The 15836-nt window shown below is 69.7% G+C and carries 14 protein-coding genes and 1 tRNA gene; 11 read left to right on the forward strand and 4 right to left on the reverse strand.

From position 1 onward, the window contains the following. Window positions 1–32: 32 nt before the first annotated feature. Both QO011_RS11775 and QO011_RS11780 read right to left on the reverse strand, forming a co-directional pair. Window positions 33–110 (reverse strand) — tRNA-Pro (locus QO011_RS11775). A gap of 123 nt (window positions 111–233) precedes the next feature. Further along, window positions 234–1478, reverse strand: a complete 1245-nt coding sequence (locus QO011_RS11780; RefSeq protein ID WP_307271954.1) for a hypothetical protein — start codon at window positions 1476–1478, stop codon at window positions 234–236. A gap of 413 nt (window positions 1479–1891) precedes the next feature. Here QO011_RS11780 and QO011_RS11785 point away from each other — a divergent pair, with 413 nt between their 5' ends. The 5 genes from QO011_RS11785 to QO011_RS11805 all read left to right on the forward strand — a co-directional run bounded on the left by QO011_RS11785 (window position 1892) and on the right by QO011_RS11805 (window position 7225). After that, the gene (locus QO011_RS11785; RefSeq protein WP_307271957.1) at window positions 1892–2776 is read left to right on the forward strand and encodes a helix-turn-helix domain-containing protein; all 885 of its coding nucleotides are present in this window, start codon (window positions 1892–1894) and stop codon (window positions 2774–2776) included. A 146-nt stretch (window positions 2777–2922) separates the two neighbouring features. Continuing rightward, a complete protein-coding gene (locus QO011_RS11790; protein ID WP_307271959.1) occupies window positions 2923–3993 on the forward strand; it encodes an ABC transporter substrate-binding protein in 1071 nt (356 codons plus the stop codon). A 391-nt stretch (window positions 3994–4384) separates the two neighbouring features. Next, window positions 4385–5215 (forward strand): ATP-binding cassette domain-containing protein, encoded by an 831-nt coding sequence (locus QO011_RS11795; RefSeq protein WP_307271961.1) that lies wholly within the window; start codon window positions 4385–4387, stop codon window positions 5213–5215. Then, on the forward strand, window positions 5212–6471 hold the full coding sequence (locus QO011_RS11800) for a sugar ABC transporter permease (RefSeq protein ID WP_307271965.1): 1260 nt from the start codon (window positions 5212–5214) through the stop codon (window positions 6469–6471). The genes QO011_RS11795 and QO011_RS11800 overlap by 4 nt, the downstream gene beginning before the upstream one ends. Before the next feature lie 25 nt (window positions 6472–6496). Further along, entirely contained in the window at window positions 6497–7225 is a 729-nt protein-coding gene (locus QO011_RS11805) for an SDR family oxidoreductase (RefSeq protein WP_307271967.1), read from the forward strand. A 13-nt stretch (window positions 7226–7238) separates the two neighbouring features. Here the strand turns inward: QO011_RS11805 and QO011_RS11810 are convergent, their stop codons facing one another. Next, window positions 7239–8165 carry a LysR family transcriptional regulator gene (locus tag QO011_RS11810; protein WP_307271970.1) on the reverse strand — a complete coding sequence of 309 codons (927 nt, stop codon included), beginning with the start codon at window positions 8163–8165 and terminating at the stop codon, window positions 7239–7241. A 93-nt stretch (window positions 8166–8258) separates the two neighbouring features. Here QO011_RS11810 and QO011_RS11815 point away from each other — a divergent pair, with 93 nt between their 5' ends. Then, complete coding sequence (locus tag QO011_RS11815; protein ID WP_307271973.1) at window positions 8259–9056, forward strand: NAD(P)H-dependent oxidoreductase; 798 nt, start codon at window positions 8259–8261, stop codon at window positions 9054–9056. Between the two features lie 272 nt (window positions 9057–9328). Here QO011_RS11815 and QO011_RS11820 read toward each other — a convergent pair whose 3' ends face one another. Beyond that, window positions 9329–10096, reverse strand: coding sequence for a FadR/GntR family transcriptional regulator (locus QO011_RS11820; protein WP_307271976.1), 768 nt, complete (start codon window positions 10094–10096; stop codon window positions 9329–9331). 418 nt (window positions 10097–10514) lie between these two features. Between QO011_RS11820 and QO011_RS11825 the strand changes: the two genes are divergently transcribed. From QO011_RS11825 to QO011_RS11845, 5 genes are all read left to right on the forward strand, one after another. Beyond that, the gene (locus QO011_RS11825) at window positions 10515–11516 is read left to right on the forward strand and encodes a sugar ABC transporter substrate-binding protein (RefSeq protein ID WP_307271978.1); all 1002 of its coding nucleotides are present in this window, start codon (window positions 10515–10517) and stop codon (window positions 11514–11516) included. A 112-nt stretch (window positions 11517–11628) separates the two neighbouring features. Further along, the gene (locus QO011_RS11830) at window positions 11629–12609 is read left to right on the forward strand and encodes an ABC transporter permease (protein ID WP_307271981.1); all 981 of its coding nucleotides are present in this window, start codon (window positions 11629–11631) and stop codon (window positions 12607–12609) included. Between the two features lie 4 nt (window positions 12610–12613). After that, a complete protein-coding gene (locus QO011_RS11835) occupies window positions 12614–14119 on the forward strand; it encodes a sugar ABC transporter ATP-binding protein (RefSeq protein WP_307271984.1) in 1506 nt (501 codons plus the stop codon). 5 nt (window positions 14120–14124) lie between these two features. Further along, complete coding sequence (locus tag QO011_RS11840) at window positions 14125–15102, forward strand: ABC transporter permease (RefSeq protein WP_307271987.1); 978 nt, start codon at window positions 14125–14127, stop codon at window positions 15100–15102. A 24-nt stretch (window positions 15103–15126) separates the two neighbouring features. Further along, window positions 15127–15822 (forward strand): RraA family protein, encoded by a 696-nt coding sequence (locus QO011_RS11845; protein ID WP_307271990.1) that lies wholly within the window; start codon window positions 15127–15129, stop codon window positions 15820–15822. Window positions 15823–15836 lie beyond the last annotated feature (14 nt).

Here is a 15836-nt window from a genome sequence, read left to right on the forward strand (position 1 = left end):
CAAGTCCGTAATGCTTGGCGAGAAGGCCCCAATGGTCGGAGCGAGAGGATTCGAACCTCCGACCCCTAGTCCCCCAGACTAGTGCGCTAACCGGGCTGCGCTACGCTCCGACATCCATTGGGCGCCGATCCATTAGAAAGTTTCGGGGCGTGGCGCAAGTCCGAATGATGAGGCGCGAGGCACGAGGGCACGGCATGCCGCGCCGGGTGCCTTGCCGCCGTCGTCGTCGGCGGCTAGCTGCACGGCTCCTCGAACCGGACCGCATAGTGACGAAGCTGCTCGGGGACGCCGAGGCCGAGCTCCAGGAAGGGGCTCCGCTTGCTGGTCACTGTCATCACCTGCCCTCGACCTCCCGACCAGCCGTCATGGTCGAGATCGTTCAACCAGGCATAGCGAAGGCGAGGATTGCCGCCGCGCGGTTCGGCGGCAAGCGTGACCGTCACCTCGTCACGTCCGCTGATCGCCGCCGCGGAGATCGGCGGGGGAGCGCCGGAATCATCCGTGAACTGGAATCCGTAATTTGGCGTCGGGCGGACCCAGTCCTGGTCGATGGCCAAGGCGCCGCCATAGGGGACATGGAATCGGACGCGGATGACGGCTCCCTGACGCTTCACGGAGGTCGGCCACAGGGGCTGCCACTGCCCGGTCTGCTCCAGCGTCGCGATCGCATCCGCCAGCGCCGCCGCGAACATCACGCGCCCCGGAAGGGTGGTGTGGCTGAGATCGTGCAGCGGCGCGTAGTAGAGCGGGCATGCCAGATGAACACCGGGCGTATCGCGGGCCACCTTGTATTGCGACTGGGCCGGCCAGGTGTGATCGCCGGCATCTTCCGCCTCGTTGATCTGCACCAGCATCAGCGGCGGCATCGATGGCGCGCCGAAGGCCTGGGCGATGGCCGGGCGGATGGCGGCGGCGAACTGGCGGAGCAGCGTCTCATAGACGGGGCTGTGCGGGCCGGTCTCGCCGTGCACGAACACATAGGGTCCGAGCTCGGCCTGCCCGCCGGACTGCTCGATGACCTGGCGAGCCTGGCGCGCTGCGGTGAGGGCATTGTCCCAGCAGGTGCCGCCGGGCAGGAAGGTGCCGAGCGGCCGCGCGCCCTGCCCCGTCGTGTTCCAGAGGCGAGCCGGCCCGCCTCCGGCGAGAGCATGGGCCAGGAGCACCGCCAGGGAGGCGTTCGCCCGGGCATGGTCCTGCAGCACGCTGAGGCGGTCCATACGGGACACGTCGGCCGGCTTGGGTCCGCGCTGGGCGAAGTAATTGGCGAAGCCGAAGGCGTCGGCGGCGGGCGGCAGGCCGGCAAACGGGCTGATCGCGCCGCTGGGCGGGTTGTAGGCATTGCTCTGGCCGTCGATCGGCATGTAGCGGACGCGCGAGCCGCGCAGGTCGGGCGAGCGTGGCGCGGCTCCGCCAGCCAGAAACGCCATGGCCAGGGGTGCCAGGGCCAGGGCCGCCCGCCGTGAAACGCAGACCGTCATGCCACCATGGTCCGTTCGTCCTCTTCTGCCGGTCCCTCCGCCCCGGAGGCCGACAGGGACCATGGACGGCGTTCGGGTGAAGTCAAGACCGACCAGGCGGGAACGGGCGCCTTCGCCATCCGGCGGCACGGCGTGACTTCGCCGCAGGCGACGGGTCCCGGCGGCAGGCGCCTCGGATCGCGGCACCCGCTCCGGCCATCGTCCTTTCCGGGGGCGCCCGATCCGGCCGGCCTTTTGCCGCCTCCGGTCGGGTTCGACCCCCGTTTTGGTCAAAAACGTATCAGTCGGGGCGGCGTCCTGTGGTGGCGCGCGCCGGCGAGCGCCGCTATCGTTCATGGAAGCGAGCCCGAAAAACGCGGCCGAACAGCACCTTGGGCGACGTCGTGCGCGGCGGGCCCGCGGGAGGATCGATCATGGGACCCGACTTGGAGGTCATTCAGATCAGGCCGGGCGAGTCCTTTGCCACCAGCTCCCATGGCTATCCCTATCACACGGTGCGCTGGCATTTTCACCCCGAGTTCGAGCTCCACCTCGTGGCAGCGACCTCCGGCCGCTATTTCGTCGGCGACTTCATCGGCGAGTTCGAGCCCGGCAACCTGGTCCTGACCGGCCCCAACCTGCCGCACAACTGGATCAGCGACGTGCCGGCCGGCCAGAGGGTGCCGCTGCGCTGCCGCATCATCCAGTTCGGCGAAGGCTTCATCGCCGGCGCGGTGCAGGCCTTTCCCGAGCTGGAGGGCCTCTCGCCCCTGCTGGATCTGTCGCGCCGGGGCGTGCTGTTCGGCAAGGAGACGAGCCGGGGCGTCGCGCCGCTGATGGAGGAGATCATGCAGGCACACGGCGTCAGGCGCATCGAGCTCTTCATGATGATCCTCGGGTTGCTCAGCCGGGAGCGGGCCAAGCGGGTCCTCGCCAGCGAGAGCTACCTGCCCGATCCCTCCGGCTACATGTCGGCCGGCATCAACCAGGCGCTGGCCTATATCCGCGAGAACCTCACCCAGCCCTTCCACGAGGGGGATCTCGCCGCGATCGCGGGCCAGTCGACCGGCGCCTTCTCGCGGGCGTTCCGCCGGCACACCGGCATGTCGCTGCTGCAATATGTCAAGCGGCTGCGCATCAACCTCGCCTGCCAGATCCTGATGAGCGAGGAGCAGGCGACGATCTCGCAGATCTGCTTCGAGGTCGGCTTCAACAATCTTTCGAACTTCAACCGGCAGTTCCTGGCGGAGAAAGGCATGCCGCCATCGCAGTTCCGGCGGCTGCTGGCCGCCAATATCGCCACAGCCAGAGCGGCTTAGCGCCGAGGACCACACCGGCACGAACGGCTCGAACGACGCCGGCAGGCCCTGCCGGCGACCGACGACGCCTGCCTTTCGCTCGAACCGAGAGAACGGCGCCCGACGCCAATGTCGGACGACCGCAACAACCAGAAGGAGGAAGCCCGATGCACGAATTTTCCATGAAGCTGGCCGGCGCCGCGGTGCTGGCCCTGTCCATCCTCGGCGGCCAGCCCTCGTCGGCGATGGCCGGCGACGTCTCCGGCGCGACCGTCGCCTTCCTGATGCCGGACCAGGGCTCGACCCGCTACGAGGAGCACGACCATCCCGGCTTCGTGGCCGAGATGGGCAAGCTGTGCGCCAGTTGCAAGGTGCTGTACCTCAACGCGGACGGCGACGTCTCCAAGCAGCAGCAGCAGTTCAATTCGGTGATCGCCCAGGGCGCCAAGGTGATCGTGCTCGACCCCGTCGATTCCGCGGCGGCCGCCTCGCTGGTGCACGTGGCGCAGAGCCAGGGCGTCAAGGTGGTGGCCTATGACCGGCCGATCCCGAAGGCCAAGGCGGACTTCTACGTCTCCTTCGACAACAAGGCGATCGGCAAGGCCATTGCCGCCTCGCTGGTGGACCATCTCAAGGCGCGCAACGTCGCGGTGGAGGATGTCGGCGTGCTGCAGATCAACGGCTCGCCGACCGATGCCGCCGCCGGCCTGATCAAGGCGGGCAGCCATGACGGCCTCGCCGGGGGTTCCTACAAGACCCTCGCCGAGTTCGACACGCCCAACTGGCTGCCGACCAATGCCCAGCAATGGGCGGCGGGCCAGATCTCCCGCTTCGGCAAGAAGGTGATCGGCGTCGTGGCGGCCAACGACGGCACGGCCGGCGGCGCCATCGCCGCCTTCAAGGCGGCGGGCGTCAACCCGGTGCCGCCGGTCACCGGCAACGACGCGACCATCGCGGCGCTGCAGCTGATCATCGCCGGCGACCAGTACAACACCATCTCCAAGCCGAGCGAGATCGTCGCCGCCGCCGCGGCCAACGTCGCGGTGCAATTGCTCAAAGGGGAGACGCCGAAAGCCGAGACGACGCTCTACGATACGCCATCCCAGCTCTTCGTGCCGGCGGTGGTGACGGCGGAGAACCTCAAGGCGGAGATCATCGACAAGAAGATCCAGACGCCCGAGCAGCTGTGCACGGGACGCTATGCCGAGGGCTGCAAGAAGCTCGGCATCATCGACTGAGGTCCGGCCGGAAATACATGAATCGACGCGGGGCGCTGGCCCAATATGGCCGGGGAGGACGTGACGATTGTCGATGAACGCGCAACGCTTGCCAATCCCCTCCCCCTTGCGGGGGGGTAAGGGGTTGGGGGTCCATCAGAATTGAGCGCAACGTGCGTCACAAGGTGCCCTTTGCAGGCCGATCCACCTCATTCTGTACGACCCCCACCCCGTACCCCTCCCCGCCGCAAGTCGGATGTTTCCGACTTGCTCACTGATGAGCCCATCTCGGGAACACCCGAGATGGGTGGGGAGGGGAGAGGCCGGCGTCGCGCTCGACACGGCTATTCCCGAAGGCGTCCGGCCGCTCGTCTCCCGGCGGCCGGACAGCCGCCAGATCGGAATGGATTCGATGACTGATCCCGCCACCATCTCCGCGCCCGCCCACCGGCCCGTGCTCAGCCTTCAGGGCATCTCCAAGAATTATGGCGCCATCCACGCCCTCGCCGACATCGACATGGACATCCATCCCGGGGAGATCGTGGCGCTGGTCGGCGACAACGGCGCGGGCAAGTCGACCCTGGTCAAGATCCTGGCGGGCGCCCACCAGCCGAGCGCCGGCACCATCGCCTTCGAGGGCCGGACCGTGACGCTCGCCGATCCCGGCGCGGCGCTGCGGCTCGGCATCGCCACCGTGTTCCAGGACCTCGCCCTGTGCGAGAATCTCGACGTCGTCGCCAACATCTTCCTCGGCCGCGAGCTCGCGCCCTGGCAGCTCGACGAGGTGGCGATGGAGGTCCGCGCCTGGACGCTGCTGAACGAGCTCTCGGCGCGCATCCCGAGCGTGCGCGAGCCGGTGGCGGCGCTCTCGGGCGGGCAGCGCCAGACCGTGGCGATCGCCCGCTCCCTCCTGATGCAGCCGAAGGTGATCCTGCTCGACGAGCCGACCGCGGCCCTCGGCGTCGCCCAGACCGCCGAGGTGCTCAACCTGATCGAGCGGGTGCGCGACCGCGGCCTCGGCGTGGTGATGATCAGCCACAACATGGAGGACGTGCGCGCGGTCGCCGACCGCATCGTCGTGCTCCGGCTCGGGCGCAACAATGGCGAGTTCTCGCCGGACGCCTCCAACCAGGAGCTGGTCAGCGCCATCACCGGCGCCGCCGACAATGCCGCCAGCCGCCGCGCCGGCCGGCGCGCGGCGCGCGAGGAGGGCAGCGTGCCGAACCTGGAGGGGCGGCCATGACCTCCGCATCCGACCGCGAGACGGGCGCCAAGCACCTGCTCGACCGCCGCGACGAGCGCCTGCAGGACCGCAGCGGCGTCACAGGCGCGCTGCGCGCCTTCATCGATCGCGTGCGCGCCGGCGATCTCGGCTCGCTGCCGGTCGTGGTCGGGCTCGCGATCATCTGGACCATCTTCCAGTGGCTCAACCCGGTGTTCCTGTCGCCGAACAACCTGGTCAACCTGCTGTTCGACTGCTCGACCGTGGGCGTCATCGCGCTCGGCATCGTCTGCGTGCTGATGGTCGGCGAGATCGACCTGTCCGTCGGCTCGGTCAGCGGCCTCGCCTCCGCGCTGCTCGGCGTGCTCTGGGTGCAGCAGGACTGGCCGGTCGCGCTGGCCATCGCAGCGGCGCTCGCCGCCGGCTGCGCGATCGGCTGCCTCTATGCGGTGCTCTACAACAGGCTCGGCATGCCGAGCTTCGTGTCGACCCTGTCGGGCCTGCTCGCCGTCCTCGGGCTGCAGCTCACCATCCTGGGACCGACCGGCTCGATCAACCTGCCCTATGAATCCGCGCTGGTGAATTTCGGCCAGCTCCTGGTGATGCCGGACGCCGTGTCCTACGCCCTCGCCGCCCTGCCCGGCCTCGCGGAGCTGCTGGCCGGCTGGCGGACGGCGCGGCGCCGGCGGGCGGCGGGCCTGTCCGCGCGCTCGCCCGGCGGCCTCCTCCTGCAGGCCGTCGCCGTCACCGCGGCGCTGGAGCTCGTCGCGGGCTACCTCAACCTCGACCGCGGCGTGCCCTGGATGTTCGGCCTCTTCGTCGTCCTCGTCATGGCGATGAACTATGCGCTGAGGCGCACACAATGGGGCCGCTCGATGACCGCGGTCGGCGGCAACCGCGAGGCGGCGCGCCGGGCCGGCATCAAGGTCGGGGCGATCCATCTCAGCGCCTTCGCGCTCTGCGCCACGCTCGCAGCCGCCGGCGGCGTGCTCTCGGCCGCGCGCCTCGCCAGCGCCAGCCAGCAGGCCGGCACCGGCGACGTCAACCTCAACGCCATCGCCGCGGCGGTGATCGGCGGCACCAGCCTGTTCGGCGGGCGGGGCAGCGCCTATTCCGCCCTGCTCGGCATCATCGTCATCCAGTCCATCGCCAGCGGGCTGACGCTGCTCGATCTGTCCTCGTCGCTCCGCTACATGATCACCGGAGGCGTCCTGGCCATCGCCGTCATCGTCGACTCTCTCGCCCGCCGCTCGCGCGTTTCCCACGGCCGCGCCTGACGGGCGGCGCAGACAAGAGGGCAGAATGAGCCAAGAGTTTGCAGGCAAAGTCGCGGCCGTCACCGGCGCCGCCTCCGGCATCGGGCTCGCCTGCGCCCGGGCGATGCTGGCCGCCGGGGCGACGGTCGTGCTGATCGACCGGGCGGCGGACCGGCTGGCGGCGCTCCACGCCGAGCTTGGCGAGCGGGCGATCCCGGCGGTGGTCGACCTCGTCGATCCCGCCGGCGTCGCCGGCATGATGCCGCGCATCCTGGCGAGCGCCGGCCGGCTCGACATCTTCCACGCCAATGCCGGCGCCTATGTCGGCGGCGAGGTGGTCGCGGGCGATCCCGATGCCTGGGATCGCATGCTGAACCTCAACATCAATGCGGCGTTCCGCAGCGTGCACGCCGTGCTGCCGCATATGGTGGAGCGCCGGACCGGCGACATCATCCTCACCAGCTCCATCGCCGGCCTGGTGCCGGTGGTCTGGGAGCCGATCTACACCGCCTCCAAGCACGCGGTGCAGGCCTTCGTGCACACGCTGCGCCGGCAGGTCGCCCCGCACGGCATCCGCGTCGGCGCGGTGGCGCCCGGGCCGGTGGTCACGGCGCTGCTCGACGACTGGCCCAAGGCCAAGATGGAGGAGGCGCTCGCCGCCGGCAGCCTGATGCCGCCTGAGGCCGTAGCCGAGGCCGTGCTGTTCATGCTGAGCCGGCCACGGACCATCACCATCCGCGACCTCGTCATCCTGCCGCAGAGCCTGGACGTCTGAGGCGGCGCGCCGGTCAGCGCTGCGGCCGCTCGATGCCCGGGATGCCGACGATCGCCTCGACGAGGAAATCGATCAGCAGCCGGACGCGGGCGATGCCGGCCCGCTCCGGCACGATGAGCAGGCTCAGCGGCACCGAGGGCAGCGTGTGGTCGGGCAGGATCGCCTCGAGGCGGCCGTCGGCCAGCAGGTCGTCGACCAGCCAGCGATGGGCCGGCGCGATGCCGCGCCCGGCGATCATGGCCTCGCGCGCCGCGAGCCCGTGATCGACCCGCAGCCGTCCGGCAAAGGGCACCGCATGCTCCGCGCCGTCCGGCCCCTCCAGATGCAGGGTGTCGCTCCCGGCCACGTTCGACATGCGGATGCCTTCGTGGCCGGTGAGGTCGCGGGGGTAGGTCGGCCGGCCGCGCACGGCCAGATAGGCCGGCGCGGCCACCAGCAGGCGCCGGCTGCGGCCGAGGGCGCGGAGCTTCATCGCGCTGTCGGCGAGCGGGCCGAGGCGCAGCGCCACGTCGACGCCCTCGCGCACCAGGTCGATGCGCTCGTCGGTGAGGCTGAGGTCGATGCCGATGTGGGGATAGAGGTCCTGGAAGGCGAAGATCAGCCGGCTGACATGCAGGACCCCGATCGCCGCGGTGCAGGAGATGCGGATCGTGCCGGCCGGCGCGCCGCGCCGGTCCCGCGCCTCGTCGCCGGCCTGCTCGACCAGGCGCAGGATCTGGATGCAGTGCGCATAGTAGCGGCCGCCCTCCTCGGTCATGGCAACGCGCCTCGTGGTGCGGCTGAGCAGCGGCATGCCCACGGCGTCCTCGAGCTCGCGCAGGTGCCGCGTCACCGTCGACTGGCCGATGCCGAGCTCGCGCGCCACGGCCGAGAGGCTGCCGCGCTCGGCCACGCGGACAAAGCTGCGCATGCGTTCCAGCGTGACATCCGGCCTATCCATTTTCCGGCATGATCCTATGCATTTCCAAGATCTATCGGATCAATGCCGGACCGTCCATGTCAGGGGCCGGTTTCATCGCATCGGATCTGCCCCATGAACATCCTGCTCGTCTTCGCCCATCCCGAGCCGCGCTCGCTCAACGGCGCGCTGCGCGACATCGCCATCCGCACGCTCGAGGCCGAGGGCCACGCGGTGCGCCAGTCCGACCTCTATGCCGAGGGCTGGACCTCCGAGGTCGACCGCGCCGACTTCCCCGCGCTGGCGCCGGACGGACGGCTCATCCCCGTTGCGGCCTCCAAGCAGGCCTTCGAGGCCGGCACCCTGACCGACGACGTCAAGGCCGAGATCGACAAGCTCCTCTGGGCGGACGTCCTGATCCTGCAGTTCCCGCTCTGGTGGTTCGCCATGCCGGCGATCCTCAAGGGCTGGGTCGACCGGGTGTTCGCCTACGGCTTCGCCTATGGCGTCGGCGAGCACAGCGACAGGCGCTGGGGCGACCGCTACGGCGAGGGCACCCTGGCCGGCAAGCGCGCCATGCTGATCGTCACGGCCGGCGGCTGGGAGGAGCACTATGCGCCCCGCGGGATCAACGGGCCGATCGACGACCTCTTGTTCCCGATCCAGCACGGCATCCTCTACTATCCCGGCTACGACGTGCTGCCGCCCTTCGTCGCCTACCGGGTCGACCGCCTCGACGAGGCTGGGTTCGAGCGCGTGGCCGAAGGGCTGCGCGAGAGGATGCGGACGCTCGCCACCACGCCGCCCATTCCCTATCGGCCGCAGAACGGCGGCGACTATCTGATCCCGAGCATGGAGCTGCGCCCCGGCCTGGGCGCCCCCGGCGCGAGCGGCTTCGCGCTGCACCGGGCCGATGCGGATGCTGCGGGTTAGGTGTTTTTCGCGATATTGCTCCAGTCGCGACGCGCGCAATCCCCTCTCCCGACTGGGAGAGGGGCAGGGGTGAGGGTCTAAACGTCTCACCAGAGAAGTATTGACCCATACGACGAGCGTCAAAAATCTCGCCTTTTCCGGAAAAGTCTAGTCCCTCACCCCTGCCCCTCTCCCAGTCGGGAGAGGGGTTCTGCGCGCTACTTTGATTCAGTTACTCGCGAACGCGTGACCAATTGCTCCACCGCGCCGCCGCGTCGCGGCGACCAAGCCCCTCACAGCCCCGCCGCATCCTTCGACAGCTCGGCGCCGTCGGAGAGATCGTAGCCGAGGCGGCGGGCGGCGCTGGTGATGTGGCGGTGCATCGCCTCGCGCGCCGCGGCCGGATCGCGCGCCAGGATGGCGTCGTGGATGGCGGAATGCTCGGCGATGTTCATCCGCGCCAGGCTGCCGTCGGGGTCGGCGCGGTTGTGGCGCATGAAGCTGATGCTCTGGCGCATCTGGCCGGAGAGGAAGCCGACCACGGTGGCGATATAGGGATTGCCCGTGGCCTGGGCGACGACGCGGTGGAAGTCGAGGTCCGCGGCCACGCCGTCCACGGCCCAGTCCGCGGCGTTGCGCATGCGCTCCAGCGCTTCGGAGACGGCGGCGCGCTGCTCGCCGTCGGCGCGGCGCGCCGCCAGGCCCGCGGCGCGGATCTCGAGGATGGCGCGCAGCTCGAAGACGTTCTGGAACACCAGGCGGTCGTTCATCAGCTCGGCGTCGATGCGCAGCATCGCCGTCGCCTCGCTGCCGACCACGAAGGCGCCGACGCCCTGGCGCGACTGCACCACCCCGTCGGAGCGCAGCCGGGCGATCGCCTCGCGCACCACGTTGCGGCTGACGCCGAAGCGGTCGGCCAGCGCCTGTTCCGGCGGCAGGCGGTCGCCCTGCTTCAAGCGGCCGGCAGCGATCTCCTGGGTGATGGCGGCGGCGACCCGCGAGGGCAGCTGCGGCATCCGCCCGAGGGCGCCGATCCGCATCGGGGTTGCATCAGGCGTCATGGCTCGGCCGCAGGTCCTCGTGACGGCCGCGATACGGCCAGCCCTGCCCTGACCATGGCCCCCTCGCCCCGCCAGGAATAGCGCCAGCCCGACACGACCATGCCCGTTCTCAGAATTTTCATCCGGTACTTGTCCTACAATAGAATGGTCTGATATGCCTAGTCCATAAGAAGCCGCCGGCGGGCGTCAGCCCGGCGAGACGGCTCGAGGAGGAGGCGCCAATCCCTTGCGACGGCCGACGCGCCGGGCTCTGCCGCGCGAACCGTCGAAGTGACCCGCCGGAACCGATCACGCGCCTTTGCCGGCGCCACGCCGCGCGACCCGTGTGGCCGCGGCGCCGGCAGGACGCGCTGGACTGCGCCCGCCGGCCATTCCGGCCTCGGGCGTTCGCACGGCCTGGACACGGGAGGAAAAACCAATGAGCCTTGATCGACGCCAGTTTTCCCTGAGCCTGTTCGCGGCGGCCGCCGCCGGGGCGCTGCCGGGCGCCGCCCGCGCCGAGGGGGAGAAGACCATCGCGCTGATGTTCGACGCCTTCGATTCCGACTTCTGGATCACCGGCAATACGATCCTCAAGGCCAAGGCCAAGGCGAATGGCTGGACCACGCTGGAATCGATCTCCAACCGCGACCAGAACAAGCAGAACGACCAGGTCAAGGCGATGGTGGAGCGCAAGGTCGACGGGATCATCTTCATCCCGACCGACAACAACGCGGCGATTCCCGCCATCCGCACCGCCAATGCGGCCAATGTGCCGATCGTGTTCTTCAACCGGCCGCCGGCGCCCAACGACAACAAATACATCGCCATCCAGGCCGACAACCGCAAGATCATGCAGATCACGGTGCAGGCGCTGGTCGACATCGCCAAGAAGCAGGGCGGCAAGTACAAGGCCTGCGTGCTGATGGGCGACCTCGGCGACAACAACGCCGTGCAGCGCCGCGACGGCGCGCTCGACATCCTCGACCAGAACAAGGACCTCGTCGAGGTCGTCGCCCGCGTCGCCACCGAGTGGAACACCGACAAGGCCTTCGCCGGCCTGACCAACGCCCTGCAGGCCAACCCCGACATCAATCTCCTGGTCTCGCCCTCGGACTCCCAGGACGCGGTGATCGAGCAGGTGCTGAAGACCGCCGGCAAGTGGCACAAGACCGGCGAGGAGGGCCATGTGCTGTTCTCCGGCTTCGACGGCGACCAGAACGGCTACCGCCTGCTCAGCACCGGCTACATGGACGTCAACGGCGTGCAGAACCTGTTCTACGAGGTCGACCTCGCCTACGGCGCCTTCAAGGACATCTGGGCCGGCAAGCAGCCCGCGCAGATGCTGATCGACCCGGGCTTCGCCATCAGCCAGGCGACGCTGGAGGCCAAGCGCGAGGACATGTGGGGCTACCATGTCTGGAAGGAGAAGAATCCGTGAGCCGCGGCAAGGCCCTGCCGCCCGCGTGGCCCCGCGGGCTGCCCCCATGGCGGAGCTGAGCAGCGCCCTCGCGGACGCATCGGGCGGGACCCGTTCCCGCCCGATGCGGCTCGTGCGCAGGGTCCTGTTTTCCGACTATCTCGTGCTCTGCCTGACCCTGCTCTATGTCGCGGCGATCTGGCCGTTCGTGCCCGAGATCCTCAATCCGAGCAATCTGACGGATATCTTCCTTCAGGTCCTGCCCCTGTTCATCGCCGCCATCGGCCTGATGCTGGTGCTGATGGTGGCGCAGATCGACCTCTCCGCCACCTCGATCATGGCGACGGCGAGCGTCGTCGGCGCCTCGATCATGACCAGCCAGGACGGCTATCTCGCCGGCAGCGCCTGGGCGCCGCTCGCCGCGGTCGCCGCCTTCCTGGCGGTCGGCCTGGCGATCGGCGCGCTCAACGGCGCCTGCACCGCCCTGTTCGGCATGCCCTCCTTCCTGGTGACGCTGACGACGATGATGTTCTTCAGCGGCGCGGCCATCTGGTACACCGCCGGCCACACCAGCTCGGGATCGAGCATCGGCGCCCTGCCGCCGGCCTTCCTGGCGCTCGGCTATGGCGGCGTCCTCGGCATTCCCTATGCCGCCATCGCCACGGCCGCCATCGCCGTCGGCGTGCATCTCATGCTGTCGCGCTCCCTCTTCGGCCGCTGGCTGTTCGCGGTCGGCCTCAACCCGCAGGCGGCGGCCATCTCCGGCGTGCCGGTCCGGCGCGTGGTGATCGCCACCTTCGTGCTCTCCGGCCTGCTCTCCGCCGTCGCCGCCATCGTCTATACCGGCCGCCTGGAGGCGGGCACGCCGATCCTCGGCCAGCGCATCCTGCTCGACGTCATCGGCGCGGCTGTCATCGGCGGCGTCAGCCTGTTCGGCGGCAGCGGCAAGGTCAGCGGCGTGTTCTTCGGCGTGCTGTTCCTCAGCGTCGTCGACAACGGCCTGCAGCTCCTCGGCCTGTCGCTCTCGGCGGTCTACGCCATCAAGGGCGGGGTCATCCTGTTCGCGGCGGTGACGGACGCCGTGCGCCACCGCGTCGCTGCCCGGGGAGGATGAGGCGATGGCGGAGGTGCTGCTGCGCATCGAGAACCTCGACAAGAGCTTCTTCGGCGTGCCGGTGCTGCGCGACGTCGGCTTCGAGCTGAAGCGCGGTCATGTGCTCGGCCTCGTCGGCGAGAACGGCTCGGGCAAGTCCACGACCATGAACATCCTCGGCGGCATCCATCGCCGCGACGGCGGCCGTATCGAGCTGGAGGGGCGCGACTATGCGCCGGAGAGCTCTCGCGAAGCGCAGGCGCGCGGCATCGCCTTCATCCACCAGGAGCTCAGCCTCTTCCCCAACCTCTCGATCGAGGAGAATATCTTCCTCGATCATTTCCCGCGGCTCGGAGGCCTGCCCTTCATCGACCGGCGGCGCATGCGCGAGCGCGCCCGCGCCGCCCTCGACCTCGTCGACCTGAAAGTGGCGCCGGGAACGCCGGTGAGCCGCCTGCCCCAGGGCGAGCGGCAGCTGGTCGAGATCGTCAAGGCGCTGAGCCGCGAGGCGAAGCTGATCATCTTCGACGAGCCGACCACCTCGCTCACCGCCCGCGAATCCGAGCGCCTGTTCGGCATCATCGAGCGCCTGCGCGGCCAGGGCCTGTCGGTGATCTATATCAGCCACATCCTCGGCGACGTGCTGCGGCTGTGCGACGACATCGTGGTGCTGCGCGACGGCCAGGTGATGGCGGCCGAGCCGCGCGCCGCCTTCGCCGTCGAGCGCATGATCACGCTGATGGTCGGGCGCACCATCGACCACCTGTTCCCGGAGCGGACGACCGAGCCCGACCGCAGCCGCGCCGCGCTCGCGGTGCGCGGCCTCTCCCAGCCCGGCGTGGTCAAGGACATCGCCTTCGACCTCCACCCCGGCGAGGTGCTGGGCGTCTCCGGGCTGATGGGCGCCGGGCGCTCGGAGCTGGCGCGGATCCTGTTCGGGCTCGACGGCTACGCCGCCGGCGAGATCCTGGTGCACGGGCGCCGGCTGCCGCCGCGCTCGCCGCGCCAGGCGATGGAGCAGGGCCTGGCCTTCCTCACCGAGGACCGGCGCGGCGAGGGCCTGATGATGGAGGCCTCGATCCGCGACAACATCGTGCTGCCCTCCCTGCCCGACCATGCCGGCCCGTTCCTGCGGCTCCTCAACCCGGCCGAGCTGGGCGAGATGGCGCAGACCATGGCGGAACGGGTCAAGGTCAACGCCCGCACGCTCGACCGCACCGCGGTGCGCACGCTCTCCGGCGGCAACCAGCAGAAGGTGGTGATCGCCAAATGGCTGCTGCGCCGGCCTTCGGTGTTCATCCTGGACGAGCCGACGCGCGGCATCGACGTCGGCGCCAAGTACGAAGTGTACAAGATCATCAACCAGCTGGTCGGCGAGGGCGCGGCGGTGCTGCTGATCTCCTCGGAGATCGAGGAGCTGATCGGCATGACCGACCGGATCATGGTGATGGCGCGCGGCGAGGTTCGCGGCTTCTACGACCGGGCGCAATACCGGCGCGAGACGCTGCTGCGCGCGGCCCTGTGGGATTGAGCGCCATGCCGAACCGTCACAAGCTCGCCCTCCTCGCGCTGCGCTTCGCGCCGCTGATCCTGTTCGCTGCCCTGCTGCTCGCCTTCGGCAGCCAGTCCGACCGCTTCCTGACCTTCGCCAATTTCCGCAACATCCTGACCCAGGCCACCCATGTGGCGGTCATGGCGATCGGCATGACCTTCGTGCTGCTGGTGCGCGGGGTCGACCTCTCCGTCGGCTCGACCATGTATCTCGTCGTGGTGGTGCTCGGCCTCTATCTCCACGACCTGCCGCTGATCGTCTCGATCCCGGCCATCCTGGCGATCGGGCTCGCCTTCGGCGCGGTCAACGCCTGGTTCACCACCTATCTGAAGATCGCCGCCTTCATCACCACGCTGGCGACGCTGTTCATCGGGCGTGGCTTCGCCCTCTACCTCTCCGAGACCAGGATGGTGTTCCAAAGCGACGTGGTGCAGACGCTCGGGCGTTCCTCGGCGCTGGACGTGCCCTGGGCGATCTGGATCCTGGCGGTCGTGGCCGCCCTCGCCTGGATCGTCCTGACCCAGACCCCCTACGGCCGCCAGATCTACGCCGTCGGCGCCGACCCGGAGGCGGCGGCCAAGGCCGGCATCCGCGTCAAGCCGATCGTGTTCTCCGTGTTCTGCATCTGCGGCGTCTGCGCCGCCATCGGCGCGCTGATCTCGGTGTCGCAGGTGGGCGCCGCGGCCGCGACCTTCGGCTACCAGAAGGAATTCCCGGTGATCGCCGCCGCGGTGCTGGGGGGCACCAGCCTGTTCGGCGGGCGCGGCGGCGTCGCCGGCAGCATCTTCGGCGCCGTGCTGGTGCAGACCACCGAGAACGGCCTCGTGATGCTCAACGCCGACCCGTATCTCTATCCCCTGGTCAACAGCGCCATCATCTTTCTCGCCGCCTGGGTCGACGGCCGGCGCACCGCGATCACCGAGCGGCTCGAGCAGCGCAAGATCCGCATCGAACCCACCTGATCCCCCTCCCCACAGGACGCGACCATGACAGACCGGCCCTTCGCCGCCGCCGACCTCGAGATCCTCAAGCGCTGGGACACGCCGACCATCTGCAACGGCCTGGAGCTGGTCGTGCCCGAGCGGCGCGCCGTCGGCTTCACCGTCGAGCCGATGGTCGCGGTCGACCGCAAGCTGCCGCCGATCGTCGGCCTGGCGCGCACCGGCCTGATCCGCGCCAAGGAGCCGCCGCGCGGGCCGATCCCGCCGCGCGAGGACTGGTACGACTATGTCGCCGCCACCGACCTGCCGACGATCGCCCTGATCCAGGACATCGACGACCGGCCGGGCTACGGCGCGTTCTGGGGCGAGGTGCAGACCACCGTGCATGCCGGGCTCGGGGTCGCCGGCTGCGTCACCAACGGCTCGTTCCGCGACCTCGACATGCTGGCGCCGGGCTTCCAGATCGTCGGCGGGCGCATCGGGCCGAGCCATGCCCATGTCCACATGGTGCAGATGCGCTGCGACGTGAACGTGTTCGGCATGCTTGCCCGGCACGACGACGTCATCCATGCCGATTTCCACGGCGCAGTGGTGATCCCCGCCGAGGCCGTGCGCCGGCTGCCGGAGGCGATCGACCTGGTCTCGCGGCGCGAGAAGGTGATCCTCGACCGGGCCCGCGCGCCCGGCTTCACCAGCGCCGACATGCGCGAGGCGCTGAAGCGCGCCGGCGAGATCCACTGACGAGCGGGAGGGAG

This window comes from Labrys wisconsinensis, from assembly GCF_030814995.1.
Classification (GTDB): domain Bacteria; phylum Pseudomonadota; class Alphaproteobacteria; order Rhizobiales; family Labraceae; genus Labrys; species Labrys wisconsinensis.

Bases quoted from the DNA above. Each gene is read 5' to 3' on its own strand.
- QO011_RS11840 (WP_307271987.1), top strand. From the start codon at position 14,125: ATGCCGAACCGTCACAAGCTCGCCCTCCTCGCGCTGCGCTTCGCGCCG.
- QO011_RS11805 (WP_307271967.1), top strand. From the start codon at position 6,497: ATGAGCCAAGAGTTTGCAGGCAAAGTCGCGGCCGTCACCGGCGCCGCC.
- QO011_RS11815 (WP_307271973.1), top strand. From the start codon at position 8,259: ATGAACATCCTGCTCGTCTTCGCCCATCCCGAGCCGCGCTCGCTCAAC.
- QO011_RS11780 (WP_307271954.1), bottom strand. From the start codon at position 1,478: ATGACGGTCTGCGTTTCACGGCGGGCGGCCCTGGCCCTGGCACCCCTG.
- QO011_RS11845 (WP_307271990.1), top strand. From the start codon at position 15,127: ATGACAGACCGGCCCTTCGCCGCCGCCGACCTCGAGATCCTCAAGCGC.
- QO011_RS11785 (WP_307271957.1), top strand. From the start codon at position 1,892: ATGGGACCCGACTTGGAGGTCATTCAGATCAGGCCGGGCGAGTCCTTT.
- QO011_RS11800 (WP_307271965.1), top strand. From the start codon at position 5,212: ATGACCTCCGCATCCGACCGCGAGACGGGCGCCAAGCACCTGCTCGAC.
- QO011_RS11810 (WP_307271970.1), bottom strand. From the start codon at position 8,165: ATGGATAGGCCGGATGTCACGCTGGAACGCATGCGCAGCTTTGTCCGC.
- QO011_RS11790 (WP_307271959.1), top strand. From the start codon at position 2,923: ATGCACGAATTTTCCATGAAGCTGGCCGGCGCCGCGGTGCTGGCCCTG.
- QO011_RS11835 (WP_307271984.1), top strand. From the start codon at position 12,614: ATGGCGGAGGTGCTGCTGCGCATCGAGAACCTCGACAAGAGCTTCTTC.
- QO011_RS11825 (WP_307271978.1), top strand. From the start codon at position 10,515: ATGAGCCTTGATCGACGCCAGTTTTCCCTGAGCCTGTTCGCGGCGGCC.
- QO011_RS11820 (WP_307271976.1), bottom strand. From the start codon at position 10,096: ATGACGCCTGATGCAACCCCGATGCGGATCGGCGCCCTCGGGCGGATG.
- QO011_RS11795 (WP_307271961.1), top strand. From the start codon at position 4,385: ATGACTGATCCCGCCACCATCTCCGCGCCCGCCCACCGGCCCGTGCTC.